Source organism: Sulfurospirillum arcachonense DSM 9755 (genome assembly GCF_000597725.1).
Lineage (GTDB): Bacteria > Campylobacterota > Campylobacteria > Campylobacterales > Sulfurospirillaceae > Sulfurospirillum_A > Sulfurospirillum_A arcachonense.
This window is the reverse complement of the sequence record NZ_JFBL01000016.1, coordinates 1-23037: the sequence shown is the minus strand read 5'-3', so window position 1 is coordinate 23037 and position 23037 is coordinate 1. Positions and strand designations below refer to the sequence as shown.

Sequence of the window (23037 nt, the reverse complement as noted above, 5' to 3'; positions counted from 1 at the left end):
AATCCTTCATTAAATTTGTTTTTTAGGCACAGATTTTACCTTTTTTTTACTTAAACAATCCATAAGTTTAAATTAAACTACTTCTAAAACCTCTTTTTTCAATACTTCTTTATCAATTTTTCCACTACTTGGACTTGTTTGAGGAAGTTTTTGTTTATATAAAATAGTTACTGGAATCATATGATTTGGTAAGTGTTTTTTTAATTCAAAAAGTATTTCATTTTTTGCTACCTCTTTTGAAGCACTATATGCCATAATTATTTCTTCTTCTATTTTTTCATTTTCTACTGAAAAAACTGCGCACTCTTTTACAAAAGGGAGATTATTGTAAACAACTCTTTCTATTTCATAAGGACTGATTCTAAAACCACATGATTTTATCATATCATCTTTTCTTGATACAAAATAGATATAGCCTTCCTCATCTTTATATACATAATCACCACTACAGACAACAATTTCGTCTGTTAAGTCACCTTCTAAATTGACAACTTTTTCTAACACTTTAATAGATTTATATAACTTATCTGTTTGTTCTTTTGCATTCCAATATCCTTTATAGATATATCCTCCACGATGAACAAGTTCTCCAATTTCTCTTGGTTTACACTCTTCTCCATTTTCATTGACAATATAAATTTCAACATCAGGAATTGGTTTACCGATAGATTCTGGACGTATTTTTAATTGACTTGGATCTAGATAAGTAGAACGAAAAGCTTCAGTTAATCCATGCATTGAGTAAAATTGTGCATTTGGATAATGTGCATCTATATCTTTTATCATCTTATCTGTGATTTTTCCACCTGAACTTGTTATTTTTCTTACATTGGCAAGTAATTGTGGATTTGGTACTCTCATACTTGTATCATCAAACATTTGTGTTATATGTATAGGCATAAGAGGTATAATGGTTACTTTATCATTTAAAACATGATTAAAAAAATCAGATGCTAAAAGCATACTATGAACTGCTAAGGTAGCTCTTTTATAAATTGCACTACAAATTTGATTTAAACCATAATCAAAAGTAAAAGGAAGTATTCCTGAGATAACATCGTCACTTTGAATTTCAAGATACTGAGATGCAACTCTAGCACTATCAACTAAATTTCTATGCGTAATAACTATACCTTTAGGAAATCCAGATGAACCAAAGCTATAAGTAATAGTAGCATTTGAGTGTCCACCTATGTTACACTCATATTTTTTTGTACAACATTTATAAATCTCTTCAAACGATACTATTTCTCTATTAGTCGCTTCATAAGTAATGATAGTTCCGTTATAGTTTACCTCATCAATATTTTTCAATTTTGCCTTATCCGTGATTATACATGTAATGCCACAATCATTAATAATATGTTCAACTTGTTCAGGTTTTAGCAATCTTGAAATAGGTACAAAAATATAGTCTGTTGACATAATAGCAAGGATAGCTATAACTTGTTCAGCATTTTTATAAGAATAAATCCCTATACGACTCCCTTTTGAAAGTTCTAATTCGCTTAAATAGTGTGCAACTTGATTTACTTTTGTAAAAAGTTCATTATATGTTAATTGTTGCTTTGAGTCTATAACAGCAATACTTGTTGGTGTTTTCCTATTTGCTCTTTCTATTAGTGATCTCATACAGTTAATTGACATTTTCAATCCTTTTATCTTCTATTGCATTCATACCTAAAGTCCAAATATCATAATTTGAATCAAGTAATATTGTCGGTATTGCTGTTGTATGAAGTATTTTTTTATAAAAAAACTGCACAATACTTTCAACTTCTTCAAAACTTAAAACTTTTGTTATTCCACCTGTTAAAACTATACTTTTTAAAAGATGTAGGTTTAGTGTTATATACATTGAATTATGTGTTGAAACTTTACACAGTACTAAAAATATAGATAATTGCATTAATACCCTTAACGCTTTTTCATCAGTTTGTTCAAGTATATTTTCTGTTACATTTAAGTAGTTTAACAACTCATAAACAAATTCATTATTTTTTGCAGCAAATATCAAACTCTCTTTTGACTTATAAACACCAAGTTTTTTAAACACAAGTCTGTCGTATTCACTCTCACTTAACATATTCTCACGGGATAAATCTCTACTATAATGTATATCAGTCGTAGCCCCACCGATATCTACTACAATAAAAGGATTTATCACTTCATGTCTTGCATCCACATAAGGAAGAGATTGATTTACAATATATGGTGTAGAATAGATTTGATTTGAAGTAAGCTCATATAAATGTTTAATATCTTCTTTTCCAACGATATCTTGTTGATAAAGATTTGTTAAGTACTCTTTTAAAGCCTCTTCTTTCATTTTTAGTTTATCTGTAATGATATTTTCTAATACAACTAATGATTCTATATTTTTGCTAAGATACTGTGCATCTTTTTGACTTCCTACATACACAATATTGCTGTAACTCAATTTTTCAAGATATTTAAATAGTTTATCGTCATATATACCACCAACACTATCAATTCCTCCTACAACTATAACAACATCTAACAGATCACCAGGAACTGCACTTTTATCTATATGGTGATATAAAACCGTATCTATGATATTAATTCCAGAGTTAAATGCTATATTTTTTGCATACTTTAAACTAAACGAGTTTGTAAGCCCAATAATAAGAGTACTAAGTCCTCCATTTGCAGAAGAACAGATATGTACACTTTCTTTATTATACTTATTAATCGTATCTCCAAACTTACTAGTTAAATCATCAAAAATAGTTTTACTAAAATCACGAAATTGTTGCTCTACTCCATCATCAGAGCTAATTTTAAAGTAGGTACTTCCAACATCTATTAAAAGTTTACTCATGCATAACTCCTATATCTTCTATAATCTTATTAATTACAGTTGTTTTATCTTCACTCAATTTTACTTTTGATTTCTCATATGCAAAACACTTCTCACTAATAGGAAGATTTCCTTTTTCTATAATTCTTATATTACTATGCTCATCTCGTATAGTAACTACTGCATTATGGTTAATAATATGTGGTGAAAATGGAACGTCTATAATTCCATTTTTGATTGAATTAAAAGTCTTTCTCCAAAGAGTATCTGCACTATCATTGAAAACGGCTTCCATGATAGAGTGGATTTCCTCTTCTAAGATAGCCTCTTCTTCTTCGTCAACTATTGGAGGTAAACCCTTAAGTACTTTAAACGTATACTTTGTATTTGCTACTGATTGAGCGTTACACTGCATAGTAGGAATACCAAAAGCTTCATCTCTTGTTTTAATAATTATCTTATCAGCTCTCACTAAACTAGCTATAAATGAACTTGTATTAATAAGTGAATCTGAAAACTCTTTGTTTCTTGGAAATGCTCCCATCCATTGATGATAAACTAAATTTATAGTTGCATCTTCTACACCAATTTTTTTAGCGTAAAAATCTGCCATTTTTCTTATAACATTTGCCATTACTGCATCTTGGTTTACTGAACCCGTCTGAGCAAAACTTACTGAAAAAGATTTTACCCCCTCTTCTAAAGATAAAAGCATCTCTAAAAGTTGAATTACAATAGTAATACATGGAGGTACAAGTGTTGCAGTTAATGGTCCAAAAGATTCTCTATTGATTGGTTCATTTAAGCCTGAATAATTTGCACATACTCTTTCTACATATTTCCAGTATAAAAAGGCTTTATCAAGTGGAAAGTTTTTAGAATAAGGCAATAGATAGGTAATAGGTCCACCTTCTATTTCAAAAATACCACTTGCAAGTGCAGTTTCGATTAAAAGTCTTGCATCAGGTGTTCCATGTCTTAAACTTACTGGTCGATTAAAATGAGTAACCATTTTTCTTGTATTTCTGTATCCATGATTTACTAAGGGATAACCATTAAGCATATCAACTTCATTTGCTTCACTCAACATAAGCATCTTTTTTGCACTACCATAGTCATTTAATCTTGTATGAGAGTCTATAGTCAGTGGCATGACATCAATATCAGCTTTTTCAAACTCTTCGTAAAGCTCATACTGTTTGTTGTATGTAGGAAATCCCCCACGAGGTTGCACTAAGGTAGTGCTGCTATTTTTAAACTTATGAGATATAAACAAATCTTTGCTAGCATTTGTGATAAACTCTTCTATTTCAGAAAAATCAAAATTATCTACATACTCATTTTGGACTATTATGTCTCTCTCTTTTTGATGCAGGCTCATGAGCGTTTACCTAAAAATTCTTCTAATTTATCCAATCCTGTATTCAAATCTACTTGATGAAATACCAAATCAAAACCATACGATTCATACTTAGGAACAATATCTTCATCTTTTGCTTCACCAACAGAGAGATTACCACCAATAACAAAAACTACATTTTTAAGTGCATACTCTGCTCTTAAAAATTGTAAATCTCTGCACCAACCTTCAGCTTCACCATTAAGTGAAGATATGAGAATTATATCAGCATCACTCTCTACAGCTGCATCTATAAACTCTTCTAAATGTGTATTTACGCCTAGATTAAAAACTTCAAATCCCCTTGCTTGCAAGGAAATATCAATCAATCTATTTGCAACTACATGTATGTCATTACCTACTACACCTGTTACAACTTTCATCTATTTATCCATTTTTTCTAGTATGGGCTAAATTTTATCTAAATTATTTATAGTATATAATTAACTTGTTAAAATGGAAAGAAAAATTTAGAGATGAGTATATTAATTGTAACTTCAATTTTACCGGTTATAATTAAATAAAAATTTTAGGAGATTCAATGTCATTTAGTACAGCGGATTTATGCGATAAATATGACGATAAAGTACAAGTGCTAAACCCTGGTTTTAACTCATACGGTGGAATTGATAAGTTTTATGGGAAGATAGCTACATGTAAACTTATCGATAATAATACTGAGCTTATAAAACTTCTTAAAACTAAAGGAGATAAAAGAGTCTGTGTTGTAGATGTGGATGCTAAATATATTGCTGTAGTTGGAGACAAACTTATGGCATTTGCTAAAGAAAATAATTGGGCAGGTATAATAGTTAATGGATATGTAAGAGATATTATAAATACTCAAAGTATAGATGTAGGACTTTTTGCCCTTGGAACTTGTCCTAAAAAAGCTCCCATTATAAATAAGGGAGAACAAGAAATTACTTTAAATTTTGCAGGTGTTAAGTTAGTACAAAATGAGTATTTATATGCTGATAATGACGGTATTATAACATCTAAAGAAGCTTTAGAAATCTAATGCTCATCTCTTAATGTTCTTCAAATAATTTTGGTGTTGAAAACAAATATCCTTGAGAGTATTCAATACCAAGAGTTTTTATTATTTTATATATTTCTTCATTACATACATATTCAGCGATAACTTTTATATTTGCTTCTTTCGCAAAATTAACTATACTTTTGACAACAAGAAATGAAACTTTATCTTCAACAATTTTTTTGATAATATTCCCATCTAACTTTATAAAATCTGTTTGAATTTCTGTTAAATATATAAAATTTGAATATCCACTTCCAAAATCATCTATAAAAATTTTATATCCTAATTTTTTCAACATTAAAAGATTTTCTTTTGCATCTGAATAATTAATAATATCTTCACTTTCAACTATTTCTAAACCCATTCTATTAGAAATGTTATCTATTTGGGCATAATCATTTAAAATATTTAGTATAGATTCATTAACAATATCTTGGGGATTTAAATTTACATTTATGTAAACATCATCATTGGACAATAGTCTCTTATAACAGATATCTAACACTATTTTAGTAATATTTCGTAAAATAAATGTTCCTCTTATTGAAGGTAATATTTTGTCTGGTGTGATTATATTACCATTTTTATCGATGATACGAAGAAGTGCTTCATAATGAGACAATTTTTTGGATTGAGTTTCAACAATTTGTTGGAAATAACATATAACTCTATTTTCTTCAATAGCTGCATTAATTTCACTTATAGACATATTTGCATTATTTTTCCGTCTATCCTTTTCTTCATATATTTCTATTGCATTTCTACCTTTATCTTTTACATTATAAAGTGCAATGTCTGCTAATCTAAAAGCTTCAGAAAAAGTTCTTGATTTGTATGGAACTAAATTTACACCTATTGAAACAGTTACATAAATATACTCTAAAGGGGAAATATAAAATTTATTCTCTTGGATTGTAGTAAAAATTTTTTCTATAACATTTAAAGCACTTAATTTATCATTTCGTTTAGTTTTTAATAAGATTACAAACTCTTCTCCCCCATATCTAATAACAATATCATGTTTTTTTCTTGAAGTTTTTAGTATAAGCTTTGCAATTTCTTTTAAAACAAGATCTCCAATATTATGTCCATAAGTATCATTTACTTTTTTAAAATGATCAATATCTAATGTTGCTAATACATAATCATGTAAATTTATAAATTCTTGAAGCTCTTGTAAATAATTTCGATTAAAAACATTGGTTAGTTTATCTACATAAGCAGTTTTTTTCACAATAAAATACCTAAATGTTTGTACTACAAGAATAAGACCAAAAACAATAATTACCCCAATCATTGCTAAGATTGCTTTTTTCATTAAAGAAATTATATTATTTATATTTTCTACTTTTTTAATTGAAAAATCAATTGCTAATATTAACTCTACCTTTTCTTTATAAAGTATAGGAACTAGGTAACTAATGGATAACTCTTTTAAAAGTGGCTGTTTGATTATAAAAGGTTCTTTTTTATCATAGATTTCATTCCATTTAGAACTTGTTACATCAAATTTTTGATTTAAAAATGCTTTTTCAGAGGGTTTTGATGCATCTGCTAAAAATCTAAATGTTCCTTTACTATCTCGATATAAAAGATAGGCATATTTTATATTTTTTGTGGGCAAAGATTCTATCTGATTTTCTATCTTTCCTCGTAACATAACATCATATTTTATATCCTTAACATAATTGTTACTATTTTTTAAAAATGCCCCTATAATCTTTGCATTATTTCTTGCAATTTGTAGTACATCAGATGTTGAAATTTCAAACATCTTTTTTTCAACTTTTTCTTCTAGTTTTATTGTCCCGTATAATAAAAGCAATAATATAATAACAACCGTTACAATAAGGTAAATTAAATATATTGGATTTTTTATAAAAAACTTATTTCTCATCCAAATCCTCAATATACTGATTATATTCTTGAGGTAATTCTATGCCTTTTGTTTTAAGTCTATTTTTTACAAAAACAATGTTTGGTCTACTTTTATACCAAAAAAATGCTCCATAATATCTATTGTCTGCTAATAATTTTTTATAATTATTTGTAAAAAACAGTTTATTTGTTTTAACACACAGCTCTTCATTGTCTATAGTTTTATTCATAAATACAAAATTTGATGTTTGACAATTTTTTGCTAAAGTAAAAAATTTAGAATATACCTTTTTTTCCATAGGAGATATTTGTGGTATAAAAAGTTTTATTTGTTTACTTATCGACGCTGTTGCAATTTTTGCTATAATTTTTGCCTCAAGTTCTATCTCTTTATCATACTTATCAAGTAAAAAAGTATATTGGTTCGCATAAGAGAATGATACTAAAGTTATTAAAGATATAATAGTTTTCATTAAAACACCCACTTAAGACTAAAATATATACTTCTATCATGATCTTCTAACGCAAAGGTATCGCCAGGAAAGCCTTTTGTATAAAGTGATTTAGTCGATTTATTTAATAAATTTGAACCTTTAATACTAGCACTTAAATCTTTACTAAAATTATATGTCACTCCTAAACTCAAATCAAAACTAGATCTCACATGTATATCAAGATAATCATAAGAACTTTTATAAAGCAAAGAAGTAAAATAGGAAAACTTATCATACTCTCCCATGTATTTTATATAACCACCCTTATCAGAATTATTTATAGTTTCACTCAATCTCATTGCATAATAATTGAGATTTATTTTATTGGTATTAGAAAAATGATATTCATAATTAAAAGTTAAACCTTCTGTTTTAATATCATGGTCAACATTTATAAAACCTACAGGAGTTAAATACACAAAATCATGGATCTTAACATTATGATAAAGTACACTAAACTTTGATTCACCATGAGTATAAACACCTTCAAATGTAGCTATTTTATACTTTTGTGATTTAAGATTTTTACTATTTTTATTTGCTAAATCTGTATTGTAAAAAGATATAGGGATGTAGGTGCTTGTATAAAAACTTTTTAATCCAAAGTTTTTAAAAGGTGTGTATATAGTCCCTATTCTAAATAATTTTTCTGTAGAATCTTCAAGATAACCTTTTTTGTTATATTTATCAACTTTCGCATTTGCAATTAAAATAAGGTCTTTACTGACTCTATAATCATCTTCAAACAAAAAAGAATAAGCCGTCTCTTCATCAAAATCACTATACTGTCCTACATCTGTTTTTGTATTCAAGAAATTAACGGTTGTCCTGTGTTTAGTTTTATATTGTTTATTTTTTATATTTATTGCTGTTAAAAAATTATTATTTTTGTATTGAAAAGATTTGGATAAATATACATTAGTTTTAGTTAATTGCGCTTCAGTATTATATTCTTTTGGTATAGTAGTCCCCAGACTTGCTAAGTCTAAAACAGGAATTAATCCTATACCTTCTTTGTTTTTTTCTTCATTGTATAGATTATTAATATCAAAAGAAAGCCCCAATTTAATAGACTTATCTTCTAAAAAATATTGTGTTATATCAACAAAAAAATCTTTTGATTCTATCTCTCCACCATCAGGTTGCACATCAAAAGATAAACCCATATAATTATCTTTTTTTATATTTGCATAACCAATATTTATATTTGTATTCTCATTACTTACATCTAGATACAGATACTTTCTATTACTATTATTTTGCAAAGTTTGATCTTCATAATCCATTGTTGCATTTGATTTTTCATTATTGAAAAAAAGTAAAGTTGACCAACCATTCTCAAAACTTTGTGACTGCATAACACTTTGTAAATTGCTACCATTATTGGAGCCTCTTAGTTTAATCTCATTAGCATTCTCTTTTAGCGCAGATTTCGTATACATTCTTATAAAATAGATACCCGTTTCATTGCCTTTAGCAAATGAGCTATCTCCATAATATATCTCTACATGATCGATAAAATCTAAAGGTAAATCATCCCAAGATAAAGCTTCTGATTGACTATATGCTGAACTTATTTCATGATCATTTATAAAAAATCTAAAAAAACCACTCGTAGTAGTTTTTGTTCCTGCTAAAGATGGACTTGTAAGTCCATATCTATTTGTATTAAAATTCATCAGAGGAAGTTCTTTTAAAATATCACTAAGTTTGTTATATTGCATTAATCTAATCTCTTTTTGAGAATAAATAATAACATGACCTAATTTTTCATCTACAGTTTTTAAAGATTTTTCAGAAGTATTTTTATATTTTTGAAGTAAACTACTTAAGGAATCTGCAAATAGTATACTACTAAATAACATAAATAAATAAAATATTTTCATTATTGGCCTAAAATCAAGAGATAAAAAGAGGGAGTATATATAAAATATACTAATATCTTATTTAAAAAGTTATTTTAATACTATATATGTAATTATATTGTAATATTTAAAATTATTTATATATTTATTTTCTTTATTTGCTATAATTTTGAATGAAATATATTATAGTCCTCTTCTTATCTTTAATTTTTATCGGATGCAGTACTCCACAGGGACCAACCAAGAAAAAAATTCCTCTAAATAAATTAACTCTACTATTAACTTTTAACAATAAAATTGACAAAAATGAGGCTCAAGCACTTTCGTATCAAATGATAAAACAATCAGAAAAACTAACAAAAGAGTATCACCTTGTTTCCCCTCCTTTATATCACAACTTCTTAGTCAACATTGGAATCAAGAAAAGAGGTCTTTGTTGGCATTTTGCCTATGATATGCTAGAACATGCTAAAAAACAAAATCTAAATAACTTTGATTATTATATAGGTGGAGCAAATATTAATGATTATTGGCAAGAGCACAACTCTTTAGTTATTACATGTAAAGGTTGTTCATTTGATGAGGGAATACTCATAGACCCTTGGAGAAATTCAGGAAAACTATACTTCTCTAAAATAAACAATGATCACGACTACAAATGGTCTAAACGGGGAGGAAAAAGAAATTGACAAAAGAAAAGTTTATAATCGATAGTTCTACTGTTTTAAAATTTATACAAATATACTGCGATGACAAACATAAAGATGCAACAAAACTCTATGAAACTCTTCAATTAAACTACCTCAATGAAAATTTAGATGAAAAACTAGAATATCACTTATGCTCTACATGTAAAGAAACTTTTGTCTACTCTTATCAAAGACTCAAAGAATGCCCACACGATGAAAAACCAAGATGTAGAAAATGCCCAAATCCTTGTTATGAAAAGACTCAATGGAAGAAATTGGCAACTATTATGAGATACGGTGGAATACAACTAGGATTAAATAAAATAAAAAAAATATTTATAAAATAAATTTTATTTAAATACAAGCAAACTCATAGAATGATTATAGTAAAATTATCAAAAATTTTAGGAGATCATAGATGAAAAATAAATTAGTAGTTGCTTTGTTAGTACTTTTTTTTGGAGTAGTTGGAGCAACAGCATCAGATAAAATATATAAAATATCTGAACTCTTTGCGAATAATACCGCTTTAAATGGAAAAACTATTACTGCAAAAGGTAAAGTTGTCAAAATTTCAAGTGCTATTATGGGTAAAGATTGGGTTCATGTAGAAGACAATTCAAAAAATAAAATAATATTTACGGTAAAAACAGGAACATCAAATGTAGCTCCTGGCGATGTTGTTACAGCTAAAGGAACACTAAAAGCTAACGTTGATTTAGGTTCAGGTTACTTTTACAGAGCACTCATTGAAAACAGTAGTTTTACTAAATAATTTAACTAGGGATATCTAACTATCCCTAACTCTCAAACCAATATTAAAAACATTCTAAAATATAAAAACTAAGATAAGAAAATCCTTTATATGTAAATAAATATAGATACAATTATTTTAAATAAAAGGAAAAATATGAACTATATTATTATGATAACTTTGTTAATTTCAAGTATTTTTGCACAAAATGAATATGGAAAAATAGACATGCATGGTGGGAAAAAAACCTCTTTATATTCTGGTGAGAAAAAATCACTAAAAAATCCCAATATTGGTATATCTTCTTTTTTAGATAATAATCAATCAAAAAAAATAAAATCTACAAAAAAACAACAATAAATAAAATAAATTCTCCATAAAGGAAAAACATGAATACTTTATACTATATACTAGATCCTATGTGTTCTTGGTGTTATGCTTTTGCTCCTACATGGAAAAAAATTCTCGAAAATATTGATTCAAATTTACAAGTACAATATATTTATGGAGGATTAGCTCCTCATAGTGATGAGCTCATGCCTGATGATATGCAAAAGATGTTACAAAATGTATGGGAGAGTATTGAACAAAGAGTAGGAACCCAGTTTAACTTTGATTTTTGGACAAAATGCAAACCTAGACGCTCAACCTATTTAGCATGTCAAGCTTGCGTAGCTGCAAGAGTTCAAAATAAAGAGTATAAAATGATAAAAGCAATACAAAAAGCATATTATCAAAATGCTTCAAATCCATCAGATAGAGATACTTTAGAAAAAGCTGCAAAAAACATAGGGCTTGATATAAAAAAATTTTCCTCTGATTTAGAATCAAAAACTATTATAGGCTTATTTCAAGAAGATTTAAAAAAAAGAAGAGAACTATCAATCAATAGTTTTCCATCTTTAGTCCTTCAAATAAAAGAAAATCACTACAATATAGTTATAGATTACAATAATCCAAAAGCAATACTAAAACAAATTAACTCTTACATGTAAGGAAAAATCCTTACATGTAAACTATTTTTTAGTTATAACTATACTTTCTCCACTCACATTTACTTCTAAATTATCACCTTCGTTTATCTCATCACTTAAAATCATATCAGCAAGTCTATCTTCAATAAGCTCATAAATAGCACGTTTAAGTGGTCGCGCTCCATATACTGGATCAAACCCTGCTTTTGCAATCAATTCTTTTGCTTCAAGTGAAAGGGTTATATTCATATCTTTTTGCTCAAGTTTATCTTGTAGCTCTCTAAATAAGATATCAACAATAGCTGTAATCTCTTCTAAACCTAGAGGATTAAAAATTACAATATCATCTAAACGATTTAAAAACTCTGGTTTAAAGTTTCTCTTTAATTCACCCATAACACTATCTGTACAATTTTCAGGGTCTTCCATAATTTTATCACTTGCTATGTTTGAAGTTAAAATAATAATAGTATTTTTAAAATCAACTACAACACCTTTATTATCCGTTAAACGTCCATCATCAAGAACTTGTAACAAGATATTAAAAACATCTGGATGGGCTTTTTCTATTTCATCAAATAAAAGTACACTATATGGTTTTCTACGGACTAATTCAGTAAGCTGTCCACCCTCATCATAGCCAACATACCCAGGAGGTGGTCCTACTAAACGAGATACTGAATGTTTTTCCATATATTCACTCATATCAAACCTAAGAAGAGATTTTTCACTATCAAAAAGAAAATTAGCCAAAGCTTTTGCACTTTGAGTTTTACCAACTCCCGTAGGCCCTAAAAACATAAAACTACCTATTGGTCTTTCAGTTGAGCCAAGTCCAGCTTTGTTTCTTTTGATAGCTCTACCAATAGCTTTTAAAGCTTTATCTTGACCGACAACCTCTTCTCTTAATTTATCCTCTATGTCTAAAACTTTTTGTTTATCACTTTGAAGCATTTTATTAACAGGAATTCCTGTCCACCTACTCACAATACTAGCTATCATCTCTTCATCTACATTATTTTTTAAAAGTGTGCCACTTTTTTCCATATTCACCCAAGTCTTTTTTAACTCTTCTTCACTTTTAAGAAGTTCTGGAACTTTTCCATACTCTATTTCAGCAGCTTTATTAAAATCACTATTTTTCTTTGCCATTTCAGCTTCACGCTTTAATGCATCCAAATCACTCTTAAAATTAGAAATTTTATCAAATACAGATTTTTCATTTTCAAATTGTGCCTCTAAAGATTGCTGTTTTTCTTTTGCATCACTTAACTCTTTTGCAATCATCTCTAATCTATCAGAATTTTTTTTACTTTTTTCCATCAAAAGAGCTTCTTTCTCAACCATAAGAGAACTTATCTCCCTTTTGACTATAGATAACTCTGTAGGTTCACTCTCTATTTGCATTTTCAGCTCAGCCGCTGATTCATCAATCAAATCTATTGCTTTATCAGGTAAAAATCTATCCGTTATATACCTTGCACTTAATTTTGCAGCAGCCACTAAAGCAGAGTCTTGAATACTTACACTATGGTGTGCTTCAAGACTTTGTTTGAGACCTCTTAAAATTTGTAAAGCCTCATTAATACTAGGTTCATCTACTTTTACAGATAAAAAACGTCTTTGTAGGGCGGCATCTTTTTCAAAATGTTTTCTATACTCTTTTAGCGTAGTAGCTCCTATAGTATGAAGTTCTCCTCGTGCAAGAGCAGGTTTAAGGATATTTGCAGCATCCATGCTTCCTTCACTTGCCCCAGCTCCAACTATAGTATGAATCTCATCAATAAAAAGTATAATATTCCCATCTTTTTTTACTTCATCAATGACTGCTTTGAGTCTATCTTCAAACTCACCTCTATATTTTGCACCAGCTATGAGTGCAGCCATATCAAGAGCAATCAACCTTTTATTTTGTAAACTTAGAGGAACATCTTTAGCTGCAATTTTACTTGCTAATCCTTCAGCAATTGCTGTTTTACCAGTTCCTGGCTCTCCTATTAAAATAGGATTGTTTTTTGTTTTTCTTATCAAAATTTGCATCATTCTATGAATCTGCTCGTCTCTTCCTATCACGGGATCTAACTTTCCTTCATTGGCCATAGCAGTTAAATCAATTCCATATTTACCTAAAGCCTCTAAATTCTCATCACTTGTCTGTTTATCTATTTTCTTTCCACCTCTTAAGGCTTCAAAATTCTTTTTAAATTCAAGCAAATCAATATATTTTGTAAATATCTCTTTTATAGGTTTTGTGTCTAAATTTGATAATACCCAAGTATCTACAGCTAAAAAACTATCTCCAATTTGGCTCATTTTACCTTCAGCAACATGTAAACTCTCTACCATTTGTTTAGATATTTTTATACTCTCTTTTGTAATACTTGAAGAGGTTGATAATTTTCCTATTTCACTTTTTATTTCAAGCTCAAGTGCTGCTTTATCAACACTCATTTTATTAAATACTTGATTTAAAATAGAGTTGCTATTAGTACATAGTGCCCAAAATACATGTAAAGGAACAACTTCACTATTTTTTGAATGTAAAGCCAAACTAATTGCACTTTCTATTGTTTGTGTCATCTGATGTGTAAGTTTTTCAAAAATTTTATTACTCATTATATGCTCCTATTTTTTCTTTATTAAATTATACAACTTTAGTCAACTAGTGTCAAGTTTCTTTATCATATTAACTCATATAATAATTTATCACTATTAACAAATAGTGACTTTATAGATTTTTTAGTAAAATTTCTATATAATCTACATCTATTTTAAATAACATAAATTTCTTTTTGCACATAAGGCTTATAGAAGTTCTACTTCTTGACTTTAGTAAGAGGATTTTTTTTCTGAATTTACTCAGAAAAAGGGAGAGCGTTAATATGAAACATCTTAGATTTGTAAGTTTAGGTTTTGCGACAACCCTACTTGGGGCAACACTTGTATTATCATCAACCTTAATGGCTAAAGATGAAGGTAAAGGAGCACAAAGTAGACTTGCAGCACTTGCTAAATTTTCAAAAGTTTTAGACAAGGTAGAACAATATTATGTAGATGATTTAAAAGTCAATGATATTGTTAACAAATCTATAGAAGGACTTTTATCAAATTTAGATGCACACTCTTCTTATTTAGATAAAAAACATTTCAAATCTCTAAAAATTCAAACCGAAGGTGAGTTTGGAGGATTGGGAATTACTATAGGCATGAAAGATGGTGCTTTAACTATTATTGCTCCTATGGAAGGAACTCCAGCTGATAAAGCTGGTGTAAAAGCAAGTGACATTATACTAAAAATCAATGAACAATCCACTTTAAATATGACCATAGATGAAGCAGTTGCTATTATGAGGGGAAAACCTGGTACTAGTTTAACTCTTACTGTTGTAAGAACTGGAGAAAACAAACCTTTAAAAATCCCTATTACAAGAGATATTATTAAAATAGATTCTGTATATACAAAAACTATAGAAAAAGAAAATATTCTTTATCTTAGAGTTGTTAGTTTTGATAAAAAAGTTGTAAGAAAAACAAAAGAAGCTTTAAGTAAAAACAGAGACATTAAAGGTATTGTTTTAGACTTAAGAAACAACCCTGGAGGACTTTTAAATCAAGCTGTAGGATTAACTGACTTATTTGTAGATAAAGGCGTAATAGTTTCTCAAAAAGGACGTTATAAAGATCAAAACAGTGAGTATTCAGCTACAAAAGTAGGTACCATTACAGATATTCCATTGGTTGTTTTAGTCAATGGAGGAAGTGCAAGTGCAAGTGAAATTGTAAGTGGAGCACTTCAAGATCATAAACGTGCTATTATAGTGGGAGAAAAAACTTTTGGAAAAGGAAGTGTTCAAGTTATTTTACCTGTTAATGAAGAAGAAGCTTTAAGACTTACAATTGCAAGATATTATTTGCCAAGTGGAAGAACTATACAAGCTGTTGGTGTTACTCCTGATATTACTGTTTTCCCAGGAAAAGTTCCTCATAAAGAAAATGAGTTTATGATAAAAGAAAAAGAGTTAAAACAACATCTTCAAAAAGAATTAGAAAAAGTTGACGGTAAAAGTAAAACAAAGAAAAAAGAGATTAAAAAAGATAAAAAAACAATTATAACAGAAGAAGATATATTAAAAGATTTACAGTTAAAAAGTGCAGTTGATATTATAAAAGTATTAAGTATAAAACAAAAATAACGTAGGAGACACCGTGGAAAAGCAAAGTTTATTATATGAAGGAAAAGCAAAAAGGCTTTATGAAACTGAAGATGAAAATCTTTTAGTTGCAGAATTTAAAGATGATTTAACAGCTGGTAATGCTGCAAAAAAAGGTAGTGAAGAAGGCAAAGGTGCACTTAATTGTAAGATTAGTACACAACTTTTTGCACTTTTAGAAAAAGGTGGGATTAAAACTCATCTTGTTAAAACTTTAGATGATAATAACCAACTAATAAAAGCTGTAAAAATTATTCCTATTGAAGTAGTTGTTAGAAACATTGCAACAGGTTCATTAACAAAACGTCTTGGTATAAAAGATGGAACTGAACTACCTTTTACTTTAGTTGAATTTTATTACAAAGACGACTCTTTAAATGACCCTATAATTAATGATCAACACTGTATCATGATGGATTTAGTGAAAAGTGAATCTGATTTAGAAGAATTAAAAAGACTTGGTCGCGAAATAAATGTTATTATGAAAAGATTTTTTGCTGAAAGAAGACTCAGTCTAGTTGATTTTAAAGTAGAATTTGGTGTTGATGCAGAAGGAAACATACTTCTTTCAGATGAAATAAGCCCTGATAGTTGTCGTTTTTGGGATATGGATACAAATGAAAAATTAGATAAAGATATTTTTAGACAAGATCTAGGTAATGTAAAAGTTGCTTATGAAGAAGTGCTTAGAAGAATTTTAAAATAAAAATATAGGAAAATAAAAATGAAAGTAATAGTAAATATCCAACTTAAAGAAGGTGTTCTTGATCCTCAAGGGAAAGCAGTTCATCATGCATTAAGTGCACTTAGTTTCAATGAAGTAAATGATGTGAGAATTGGTAAACAAATAATTTTACAAGTTAATGAAGGAAATGAACAAGACATCAAAGCTAAAGTAGCCAATATGTGTGAAGAATTACTTGCAAATACAGTAATCGAAAATTATGAGATTGAGCTAGCATAATGAAAGTTAGTGTAGTTGTATTTCCAGGAACTAACTGTGAAATGGATACAAAATATGCTTATGAGAAATTAAATGCTGATGTTGAATTAGTTTTTCATAAAAATGAAACATTACCAAATGATACTGATCTTGTAGTTCTCCCTGGTGGTTTTAGTTATGGTGATTATCTACGAAGTGCTGCTATTGCTAAATTTTCACCTATTATGAAAGATGTTATTAGATTTGCAAATGATGGTGGAAAAGTACTTGGCATCTGTAATGGTTTTCAAATGCTTTTAGAGATGGGATTACTTGAAGGTGCTATGAAAAGAAACTCTAATGTGCATTTTATATCTAAGTACCATCACTTAAGAGTTGTCAATAACGAAAATGATTTTTTACAAAAACTCAACATTGGTGATGTTCTTAATATTCCTATTGCACATGGTGAAGGTAACTACTTTATTGATGAAAAAGCTTTAGATGAATTATATGCAAATAATCAAGTATTATTAAAATACTCTGATGAAAATGGAATTGATAAGAATCCAAATGGATCAGTTGATTCAATTGCTTGTATATGTAACAAAAATAAAAACGTATTTGGACTGATGCCTCATCCTGAACGTGCTATAGAAACTTTGTTAGGCTCAAATGACGGCATAAAAATGCTTCAAGGACTTATGGAAGGCTAATGAAACAAGTATTAGTACTACTTTTTATTTTCATCACATATTCACTTGCACAGAATAAATATGATATTAATAATAGTACTAATACTTCTCAAAAAGTAAAATCTATCTTTTTATCCTATGAAAATATTCCCACAAAAGTATATGTTGGTGAAGTTTTTCCCCTTAAAATTAAAGCTATTATTGCTAATAATAATTTTGAAGAAATTACTAGCAGTTTTAGTAACTCTGAAAATATAAAAGTTATCAATCCAGATGCAAAATGGCAATGGTTTAGTGATAATATATTTTATAATACTTTTTATATAAAAATAAATGATAATACAAGCCAATTACCTGATATTACATTGAGTATTCATCAAGACTCTTTACAAATTGATAGTGCCACTATAAAAGCACTTAATCCTACAAAATTTAAACTCAATGGTACAAAATACTTTAGTAATGTTATAGCAAAATCACTTAAAATAAAAAAACATAAAATGAGTCAATTTGATGATAAAAGTTATATTATCGTTTTAGAAGTAGAAGCAGAACAATCAAATCTTGAAGATTTTAAACTCCAATGGGTAACTAGAGATGGTATTGACTCTAGTGTTGACAATTTACCTTATCATAGAATATTTTATTATGCAATAATCCCTAATTTTGAAAAAAAATTTGATTTTACTTACTTTAATACACAGAACAACAAATTTGAAAAATTTTCTATTCCTATTGTAGTTGATGATGACAGTGTTAGTACACAAATAGACTTAAACCCACAAGACAGTAGCATTCAAATTTATATAGATGGAGCATATGGAGTTATTGCACTTATCTTGATTATTTTATTTATAAGAAGAAGAAAAATAACTTATTTAATCTTAATAATTATGCTATTTGTGCTTTTTGCATTTGATAAAAATCCTCTTAATAGTATAAGAATAGACAAAAATACAAAAATAAAAATATTGCCAACAAAAAAATCTACTATTTTTTATACAACAAATAGAACCTTGTATGCCCAAAAACTTGATGCTAAAGATGATTATATAAAAATACTACTTCCTAATGGAAAAATTGGATGGATAAAGGAACAGAGTGATACCAAAAATTAAAGGTTTTTTTATTATTATTGAATTTGTTATGACTGTTCTTATGACTGTTGTTTTAATTTATATATTTCAAAAAAATAGTCATGCCATAAGAAGAGCTTGGGGACATCTGCAAACCTATTTTATGAATTTTAAAATTATTCAAAAAAATGAACCTAATACAGAAGCTAAACTGATCCTTATAAATCACCAAAGTTTGGTTGATATAATAGCTCTAGAAACAATCTATCCTAAAGACTTATGCTGGGTTGCTAAACAAGAATTAAGAGACATTCCTCTTTTTGGACATATCATAGCAGCACCAAAAATGATATCAATTGATCGAAACGATAAACGCTCCATTATTAAAATTATTAAACTTAGTAAAGAAAGAATCAATCAAGGGCGTACTATTGCCCTCTTTCCTGAAGGTACACGTGGTCAAGGAGAAAAATTAGGAGATTTTCATAATGGTGGAAAAATTTTAGCAGAAAAACTCAATTTAAAAGTACAGCCAGTAGTTCTAGTAAATACAAAACATATATTTGATTCACAAAAGCTAACTGCTCATAGTGGAAATATCTCTGTAATATATTTAGACATAATTGACCCAAAAAAGGATGAAAATTGGTTTACAACCATGAGAGAAAATATGCAAAAGGCCTTAGATGATGAGCTGGCAAACTATACTAGCAATAGGTAGTGGCGGTTTTATAGGTGCCATTAGTCGTGCTTATATAAATGGTCTTATAAACCGTAATGTCCCTCATGATTTACCTTTTGGTACTCTAGGTGTCAATATTTTAGGTAGTCTTATTTTAGGCATTTTATTTGCTCTTTTTACTTATACTCAGTTTTTTTCTATACCAATAAAATCTTTTTTATCTACTGGAATGATGGGTGCACTCACAACCTACTCTACTTTTGCACTAGAAACATTTTGGTTATTAAATCAAGGTAGTTTTGTTTTAGGCCTTGCAAATATTATATTAAATGTAGTAGCTACAGTTTTAGCAGCTGGTAGTGGATTTAAAGTTATTGAGTATTTTCTAAGATAATACTTTTCTTCTTTTAATAAACTTGATACATATAGACTAAAGATTACTCTATATAAAAATTAAACTTTATCGATTTTTTATAGTTTTTTTGCTAAAATATGAAAAAATTTATTAAAGGATAAATACATGTCAAAACATCAGTTTCAAACAGAAGTTACACAACTTTTGGACTTAATGATTCACTCTTTATATTCTAATAAAGAGATATTTTTAAGAGAGCTTATATCTAATTCATCAGATGCGTTGGATAAACTAAACTATCTAACACTGACTGATGATAATTATAAAAATTTAGAATATAAACCTAAAATAGATATAGCTATAGATAAAGGAGCAAAAACTCTTACACTTAGTGATAGTGGTATTGGGATGAATGAAGAAGATTTAGTTGAAAACCTTGGTACAATAGCAAGAAGTGGTACTAAATCATTTGTACAAAACCTTAGTGGTGATGAAAAAAAAGACTCTTCTTTAATAGGTCAATTTGGTGTTGGTTTTTATTCAGCCTTCATGGTTGCAAATAAAATTGAAGTTACTTCAAAAAAAGCGGGTGAAGATAAAGCATATACTTGGTCAAGTGAAGCTGGTGGCGATTACGAAATAGTAGAAGCAACTAAAGATACTCATGGGACTTCAATAAAACTCTTTTTAAAAGATGAAGAAGTAGAATTTTTAGAATACTATAGAATAGAATCTATTATTAAAAAATACTCAAACCATATACCATTTGGTATTTGGATGGATAAAGAAGAAACTATTCCTGCTGTTACAGATGATGATGGAAAAGAGACAGAACCTTCAAAAACTGAAATTAAAAATATCCAAGTCAACAAAGCATCTGCTTTATGGCGTATGAATAAAAGTGAAATTAAAAAAGATGAATATAAAGACTTTTACAAACAAATTTCACATGATAGTACTGACCCAATCCTTTGGACGCACACAAAAGCAGAAGGAACTATAGAGTATAATACACTTTTTTATATCCCTACAACTGCACCAATGGATCTTTTTCGTATGGATTATCAACCAGGTGTTAAACTTTATGTTAAAAGAGTTTTTATCACTGATGACGAAAAAGAATTACTTCCTGTATACCTAAGGTTTGTTAAAGGTATTATTGATGCTGAAGACTTGCCACTCAATGTTAGTCGTGAAATTCTGCAACAAAATATTGTTTTAGAAACTATTAAAAAAGCTTCTGTAAAAAAAATACTTAGCGAACTTAAAAAACTTCAAACTAAAGATAAAGAAAAATATCTTGAATTTTATAAAACATTTGGTCGTGTTCTTAAAGAAGGTCTTTATGGTGATTTTGAAAACAAAGAAGCTCTTCTTGACCTTGCTATGTTCAAATCAAGCAAACGTGAAGGACTTATAACTCTAAAAGAGTATAAAGAAGCTATGAAGGATGAGCAAAAATCAATTTACTATATCACTGGTGAAGAAGAAGCTATCTTAAGACATTCTCCACTCATTGAGCAATTTAAAGCTAAAGATATTGAAGTTCTTTTACTTGATGAGGATGTAGATAGTATCATTATGCCTATGGTAACAGAATATGATAAAACACCTATCAAGCCAGTCAATAATTCAGATATTGATGAGGAAATCAAAGAAGATAAAGAAGAAGTAAAAGAAAACGAAGATAAATACCAGGCTATTTTAGTAAAAATGAAAGAAATCCTAAAAGATGATGCAAAAGACGTTAAGATTTCTAGTCGTTTAAGTGATTCTCCTTCTGTTTTAATTTATGATAAAAATGATCCAGATTTTCAAATGCAACAAATGCTCAAACAGATGGGACAAGATAATCTTCCTACAGTGAAGCCTATTCTTGAAATTAATCCTAAACATGAAATTTTTGAAAAGCTTTTAAATAAATCTGATGACTTACTTTTAAATGATGTTTCTTATCTACTCATGGATCAAGCAAGACTAAGTGAAGGTATGAAAATAGAAGACATTACTGGTTTTGCAAAAAGATTAAACAAAATCATTGCTAAAGCATTATAACAACTTCAAACTGACTTTTTACATGTAAGGAAAAATCCTTACATGTAAATTTTTTCTATAAATCAAGTTTTAAACATACCTAAAGTAGTATTGAGTTTTTCCGTCATAGAATTTAAGTGTTCAGCAGCACTTGCTATCTCTTCAACACTTCTTGTATTTTCACCAGAGAGTTCATTTATGGTAAGAACTTTACTTACTATATTATCAACATTTTTACCTGTTTGGATATAGTTATTAATCATCTTTTCATTCACTAGTGTAGCTTTATTCATAACTTTAGTAGTTTGAACAATTTTACTTTGAGCATTTTCAGCAAAGATAGTTAACTTCTGAATCTCTTCAGAGTTTTTATTCATCTCATCACTTGAACCAGAAACAGATTGAACAATAACATTAATCGTAGCATTGATTTCAATAAGAGATTTTTGAGTACGTTCAGCTAATTTTCTAACTTCATCAGCAACAACAGCAAATCCACGTCCATGCTCACCAGCACGGGCTGCTTCAATAGCTGCATTGAGTGCTAAAAGATTTGTTTGGTCAGCAATATCATTGATAACTGTAAGAATCTCTTTTACTTGTTCAGCATCTTGACTTAATTGTGCAATTTTTGCAGCAAGTTCAATCTCTGTTTGTACACTTTTTTCTACGCTTGTTGCCATTAAAACAATTTCATCTTTTGCTTCTTGTAAAGATTTATTTGCTTCTTGAATATCTTCTTTAGCACCATTTGCTTCTTCAATTGAACTATCTATTTCAGTTTTAATATCTTGAGAAATATTAGTTGTCTCAGATATAAGTAATGTTGAATTTTCAACTCTTTCACCTACTTGAAAAGATGTTGTTGAGAGTTCATGAGATACAGAAGAATTTTCGCTACTTAACTGTTTAGCTTCTTGAATGACACTTCTAATTCTTTGAATAAAATTATTTATCTCTTTACTTACTTTAGATATTTCATCTTTTCTCTCAGTGCTTAACTCTTTTGTAAGATCACCATTTCCACTAGCTAAATCTTGAGCATGTAATCTCATATCTGATAATGGTTTTAAAGAAAATGTAATAATCAAATATACAATAAGAATTGATACTAAAATTGAAACAATACCAATAATGATGAATTTT

23 protein-coding genes are annotated in these 23037 nt (G+C 28.5%); 14 read left to right on the top strand and 9 right to left on the bottom strand.

All coding sequences use genetic code 11. The features are described 5' to 3' along the window. Nucleotides 1-72: 72 nt before the first annotated feature. The 4 genes from K354_RS0111545 to glmS are packed head-to-tail and all read right to left on the bottom strand — an operon-like array spanning nt 73 to nt 4603. The gene (locus K354_RS0111545) at nt 73-1647 is read right to left on the bottom strand and encodes an AMP-binding protein (RefSeq protein WP_024955657.1); all 1575 of its coding nucleotides are present in this window, start codon (nt 1645-1647) and stop codon (nt 73-75) included. After that, nucleotides 1637-2842, bottom strand: a complete 1206-nt coding sequence (locus tag K354_RS0111540) for a glutamate mutase L (protein ID WP_024955656.1) — start codon at nt 2840-2842, stop codon at nt 1637-1639. The genes K354_RS0111545 and K354_RS0111540 overlap by 11 nt, the downstream gene beginning before the upstream one ends. Continuing rightward, nucleotides 2835-4202 carry a methylaspartate mutase gene (locus tag K354_RS0111535; protein WP_024955655.1) on the bottom strand — a complete coding sequence of 456 codons (1368 nt, stop codon included), beginning with the start codon at nt 4200-4202 and terminating at the stop codon, nt 2835-2837. Before K354_RS0111535 ends, K354_RS0111540 begins: the two co-directional genes overlap by 8 nt. Further along, the gene (gene glmS, locus K354_RS0111530; RefSeq protein ID WP_024955654.1) at nt 4199-4603 is read right to left on the bottom strand and encodes a methylaspartate mutase subunit S; all 405 of its coding nucleotides are present in this window, start codon (nt 4601-4603) and stop codon (nt 4199-4201) included. Before glmS ends, K354_RS0111535 begins: the two co-directional genes overlap by 4 nt. Before the next feature lie 158 nt (nt 4604-4761). Here glmS and rraA point away from each other — a divergent pair, with 158 nt between their 5' ends. Next, nucleotides 4762-5241 carry a ribonuclease E activity regulator RraA gene (gene rraA / locus K354_RS0111525; RefSeq protein ID WP_024955653.1) on the top strand — a complete coding sequence of 160 codons (480 nt, stop codon included), beginning with the start codon at nt 4762-4764 and terminating at the stop codon, nt 5239-5241. Between the two features lie 10 nt (nt 5242-5251). Here rraA and K354_RS14930 read toward each other — a convergent pair whose 3' ends face one another. From K354_RS14930 to K354_RS0111510, 3 genes are read right to left on the bottom strand one after another with little or no spacing between them, the layout of a single operon-like run. Further along, nucleotides 5252-7159, bottom strand: a complete 1908-nt coding sequence (locus tag K354_RS14930) for an EAL domain-containing protein (RefSeq protein ID WP_024955652.1) — start codon at nt 7157-7159, stop codon at nt 5252-5254. After that, the gene (locus K354_RS0111515) at nt 7149-7613 is read right to left on the bottom strand and encodes a hypothetical protein (RefSeq protein WP_024955651.1); all 465 of its coding nucleotides are present in this window, start codon (nt 7611-7613) and stop codon (nt 7149-7151) included. Before K354_RS0111515 ends, K354_RS14930 begins: the two co-directional genes overlap by 11 nt. After that, complete coding sequence (locus tag K354_RS0111510) at nt 7613-9520, bottom strand: TonB-dependent receptor plug domain-containing protein (RefSeq protein WP_024955650.1); 1908 nt, start codon at nt 9518-9520, stop codon at nt 7613-7615. Before K354_RS0111510 ends, K354_RS0111515 begins: the two co-directional genes overlap by 1 nt. A gap of 152 nt (nt 9521-9672) precedes the next feature. Here K354_RS0111510 and K354_RS14310 point away from each other — a divergent pair, with 152 nt between their 5' ends. The 5 genes from K354_RS14310 (at nt 9673) to K354_RS0111485 (ending at nt 11937) form a co-directional block, all read left to right on the top strand. Next, nucleotides 9673-10188 (top strand): hypothetical protein, encoded by a 516-nt coding sequence (locus K354_RS14310; protein WP_037940739.1) that lies wholly within the window; start codon nt 9673-9675, stop codon nt 10186-10188. Next, nucleotides 10185-10535 (top strand): nitrous oxide-stimulated promoter family protein, encoded by a 351-nt coding sequence (locus tag K354_RS0111500; protein ID WP_024955648.1) that lies wholly within the window; start codon nt 10185-10187, stop codon nt 10533-10535. Before K354_RS14310 ends, K354_RS0111500 begins: the two co-directional genes overlap by 4 nt. Before the next feature lie 71 nt (nt 10536-10606). Then, complete coding sequence (locus K354_RS0111495; protein ID WP_024955647.1) at nt 10607-10963, top strand: hypothetical protein; 357 nt, start codon at nt 10607-10609, stop codon at nt 10961-10963. 135 nt (nt 10964-11098) lie between these two features. Then, the gene (locus K354_RS0111490; RefSeq protein ID WP_024955646.1) at nt 11099-11302 is read left to right on the top strand and encodes a hypothetical protein; all 204 of its coding nucleotides are present in this window, start codon (nt 11099-11101) and stop codon (nt 11300-11302) included. Between the two features lie 29 nt (nt 11303-11331). Further along, nucleotides 11332-11937 carry a DsbA family protein gene (locus K354_RS0111485; RefSeq protein WP_024955645.1) on the top strand — a complete coding sequence of 202 codons (606 nt, stop codon included), beginning with the start codon at nt 11332-11334 and terminating at the stop codon, nt 11935-11937. Nucleotides 11938-11958: 21 nt separating this feature from the next. Here the strand turns inward: K354_RS0111485 and K354_RS0111480 are convergent, their stop codons facing one another. Further along, entirely contained in the window at nt 11959-14532 is a 2574-nt protein-coding gene (locus K354_RS0111480) for an ATP-dependent Clp protease ATP-binding subunit (protein WP_037940737.1), read from the bottom strand. Nucleotides 14533-14798: 266 nt separating this feature from the next. Here K354_RS0111480 and K354_RS0111475 point away from each other — a divergent pair, with 266 nt between their 5' ends. From K354_RS0111475 to htpG, 8 genes are all read left to right on the top strand, one after another. Beyond that, nucleotides 14799-16109: a S41 family peptidase gene (locus K354_RS0111475; RefSeq protein ID WP_024955643.1), complete on the top strand. Its 1311-nt coding sequence runs from the start codon at nt 14799-14801 to the stop codon at nt 16107-16109. Between the two features lie 13 nt (nt 16110-16122). Then, nucleotides 16123-16833 carry a phosphoribosylaminoimidazolesuccinocarboxamide synthase gene (gene purC, locus K354_RS0111470; protein WP_024955642.1) on the top strand — a complete coding sequence of 237 codons (711 nt, stop codon included), beginning with the start codon at nt 16123-16125 and terminating at the stop codon, nt 16831-16833. A gap of 18 nt (nt 16834-16851) precedes the next feature. Next, a complete protein-coding gene (gene purS / locus K354_RS0111465) occupies nt 16852-17091 on the top strand; it encodes a phosphoribosylformylglycinamidine synthase subunit PurS (RefSeq protein ID WP_024955641.1) in 240 nt (79 codons plus the stop codon). After that, nucleotides 17091-17765 carry a phosphoribosylformylglycinamidine synthase subunit PurQ gene (gene purQ / locus K354_RS0111460; RefSeq protein WP_024955640.1) on the top strand — a complete coding sequence of 225 codons (675 nt, stop codon included), beginning with the start codon at nt 17091-17093 and terminating at the stop codon, nt 17763-17765. The genes purS and purQ overlap by 1 nt, the downstream gene beginning before the upstream one ends. Beyond that, nucleotides 17765-18862 (top strand): hypothetical protein, encoded by a 1098-nt coding sequence (locus K354_RS0111455; protein WP_024955639.1) that lies wholly within the window; start codon nt 17765-17767, stop codon nt 18860-18862. Before purQ ends, K354_RS0111455 begins: the two co-directional genes overlap by 1 nt. Further along, a complete protein-coding gene (locus tag K354_RS0111450; protein ID WP_245600608.1) occupies nt 18846-19541 on the top strand; it encodes a lysophospholipid acyltransferase family protein in 696 nt (231 codons plus the stop codon). The genes K354_RS0111455 and K354_RS0111450 overlap by 17 nt, the downstream gene beginning before the upstream one ends. Beyond that, nucleotides 19507-19896, top strand: coding sequence for a fluoride efflux transporter CrcB (gene crcB, locus K354_RS0111445; protein ID WP_342665261.1), 390 nt, complete (start codon nt 19507-19509; stop codon nt 19894-19896). The genes K354_RS0111450 and crcB overlap by 35 nt, the downstream gene beginning before the upstream one ends. Before the next feature lie 126 nt (nt 19897-20022). Continuing rightward, nucleotides 20023-21912 carry a molecular chaperone HtpG gene (htpG, locus tag K354_RS0111440; protein ID WP_024955636.1) on the top strand — a complete coding sequence of 630 codons (1890 nt, stop codon included), beginning with the start codon at nt 20023-20025 and terminating at the stop codon, nt 21910-21912. Nucleotides 21913-21974: 62 nt separating this feature from the next. On the opposite strand, the gene K354_RS0111435 is transcribed toward htpG, so the two are convergent. Further along, nucleotides 21975-23037: methyl-accepting chemotaxis protein (locus K354_RS0111435; protein WP_024955635.1), on the bottom strand; the 1063-nt coding region annotated here is incomplete at its 5' end.

What these genes read in the sequence shown, in the direction of transcription:
- K354_RS0111545 (WP_024955657.1), bottom strand. Translation starts at nt 1,647, where the DNA reads ATGTCAATTAACTGTATGAGATCACTAATAGAAAGAGCAAATAGGAAA.
- K354_RS0111540 (WP_024955656.1), bottom strand. Translation starts at nt 2,842, where the DNA reads ATGAGTAAACTTTTAATAGATGTTGGAAGTACCTACTTTAAAATTAGC.
- K354_RS0111535 (WP_024955655.1), bottom strand. Translation starts at nt 4,202, where the DNA reads ATGAGCCTGCATCAAAAAGAGAGAGACATAATAGTCCAAAATGAGTAT.
- glmS (WP_024955654.1), bottom strand. Translation starts at nt 4,603, where the DNA reads ATGAAAGTTGTAACAGGTGTAGTAGGTAATGACATACATGTAGTTGCA.
- rraA (WP_024955653.1), top strand. Translation starts at nt 4,762, where the DNA reads ATGTCATTTAGTACAGCGGATTTATGCGATAAATATGACGATAAAGTA.
- K354_RS14930 (WP_024955652.1), bottom strand. Translation starts at nt 7,159, where the DNA reads ATGAGAAATAAGTTTTTTATAAAAAATCCAATATATTTAATTTACCTT.
- K354_RS0111515 (WP_024955651.1), bottom strand. Translation starts at nt 7,613, where the DNA reads ATGAAAACTATTATATCTTTAATAACTTTAGTATCATTCTCTTATGCG.
- K354_RS0111510 (WP_024955650.1), bottom strand. Translation starts at nt 9,520, where the DNA reads ATGAAAATATTTTATTTATTTATGTTATTTAGTAGTATACTATTTGCA.
- K354_RS14310 (WP_037940739.1), top strand. Translation starts at nt 9,673, where the DNA reads ATGAAATATATTATAGTCCTCTTCTTATCTTTAATTTTTATCGGATGC.
- K354_RS0111495 (WP_024955647.1), top strand. Translation starts at nt 10,607, where the DNA reads ATGAAAAATAAATTAGTAGTTGCTTTGTTAGTACTTTTTTTTGGAGTA.
- K354_RS0111490 (WP_024955646.1), top strand. Translation starts at nt 11,099, where the DNA reads ATGAACTATATTATTATGATAACTTTGTTAATTTCAAGTATTTTTGCA.
- K354_RS0111485 (WP_024955645.1), top strand. Translation starts at nt 11,332, where the DNA reads ATGAATACTTTATACTATATACTAGATCCTATGTGTTCTTGGTGTTAT.
- K354_RS0111480 (WP_037940737.1), bottom strand. Translation starts at nt 14,532, where the DNA reads ATGAGTAATAAAATTTTTGAAAAACTTACACATCAGATGACACAAACA.
- K354_RS0111475 (WP_024955643.1), top strand. Translation starts at nt 14,799, where the DNA reads ATGAAACATCTTAGATTTGTAAGTTTAGGTTTTGCGACAACCCTACTT.
- purS (WP_024955641.1), top strand. Translation starts at nt 16,852, where the DNA reads ATGAAAGTAATAGTAAATATCCAACTTAAAGAAGGTGTTCTTGATCCT.
- purQ (WP_024955640.1), top strand. Translation starts at nt 17,091, where the DNA reads ATGAAAGTTAGTGTAGTTGTATTTCCAGGAACTAACTGTGAAATGGAT.
- K354_RS0111455 (WP_024955639.1), top strand. Translation starts at nt 17,765, where the DNA reads ATGAAACAAGTATTAGTACTACTTTTTATTTTCATCACATATTCACTT.
- crcB (WP_342665261.1), top strand. Translation starts at nt 19,507, where the DNA reads ATGATGAGCTGGCAAACTATACTAGCAATAGGTAGTGGCGGTTTTATA.
- htpG (WP_024955636.1), top strand. Translation starts at nt 20,023, where the DNA reads ATGTCAAAACATCAGTTTCAAACAGAAGTTACACAACTTTTGGACTTA.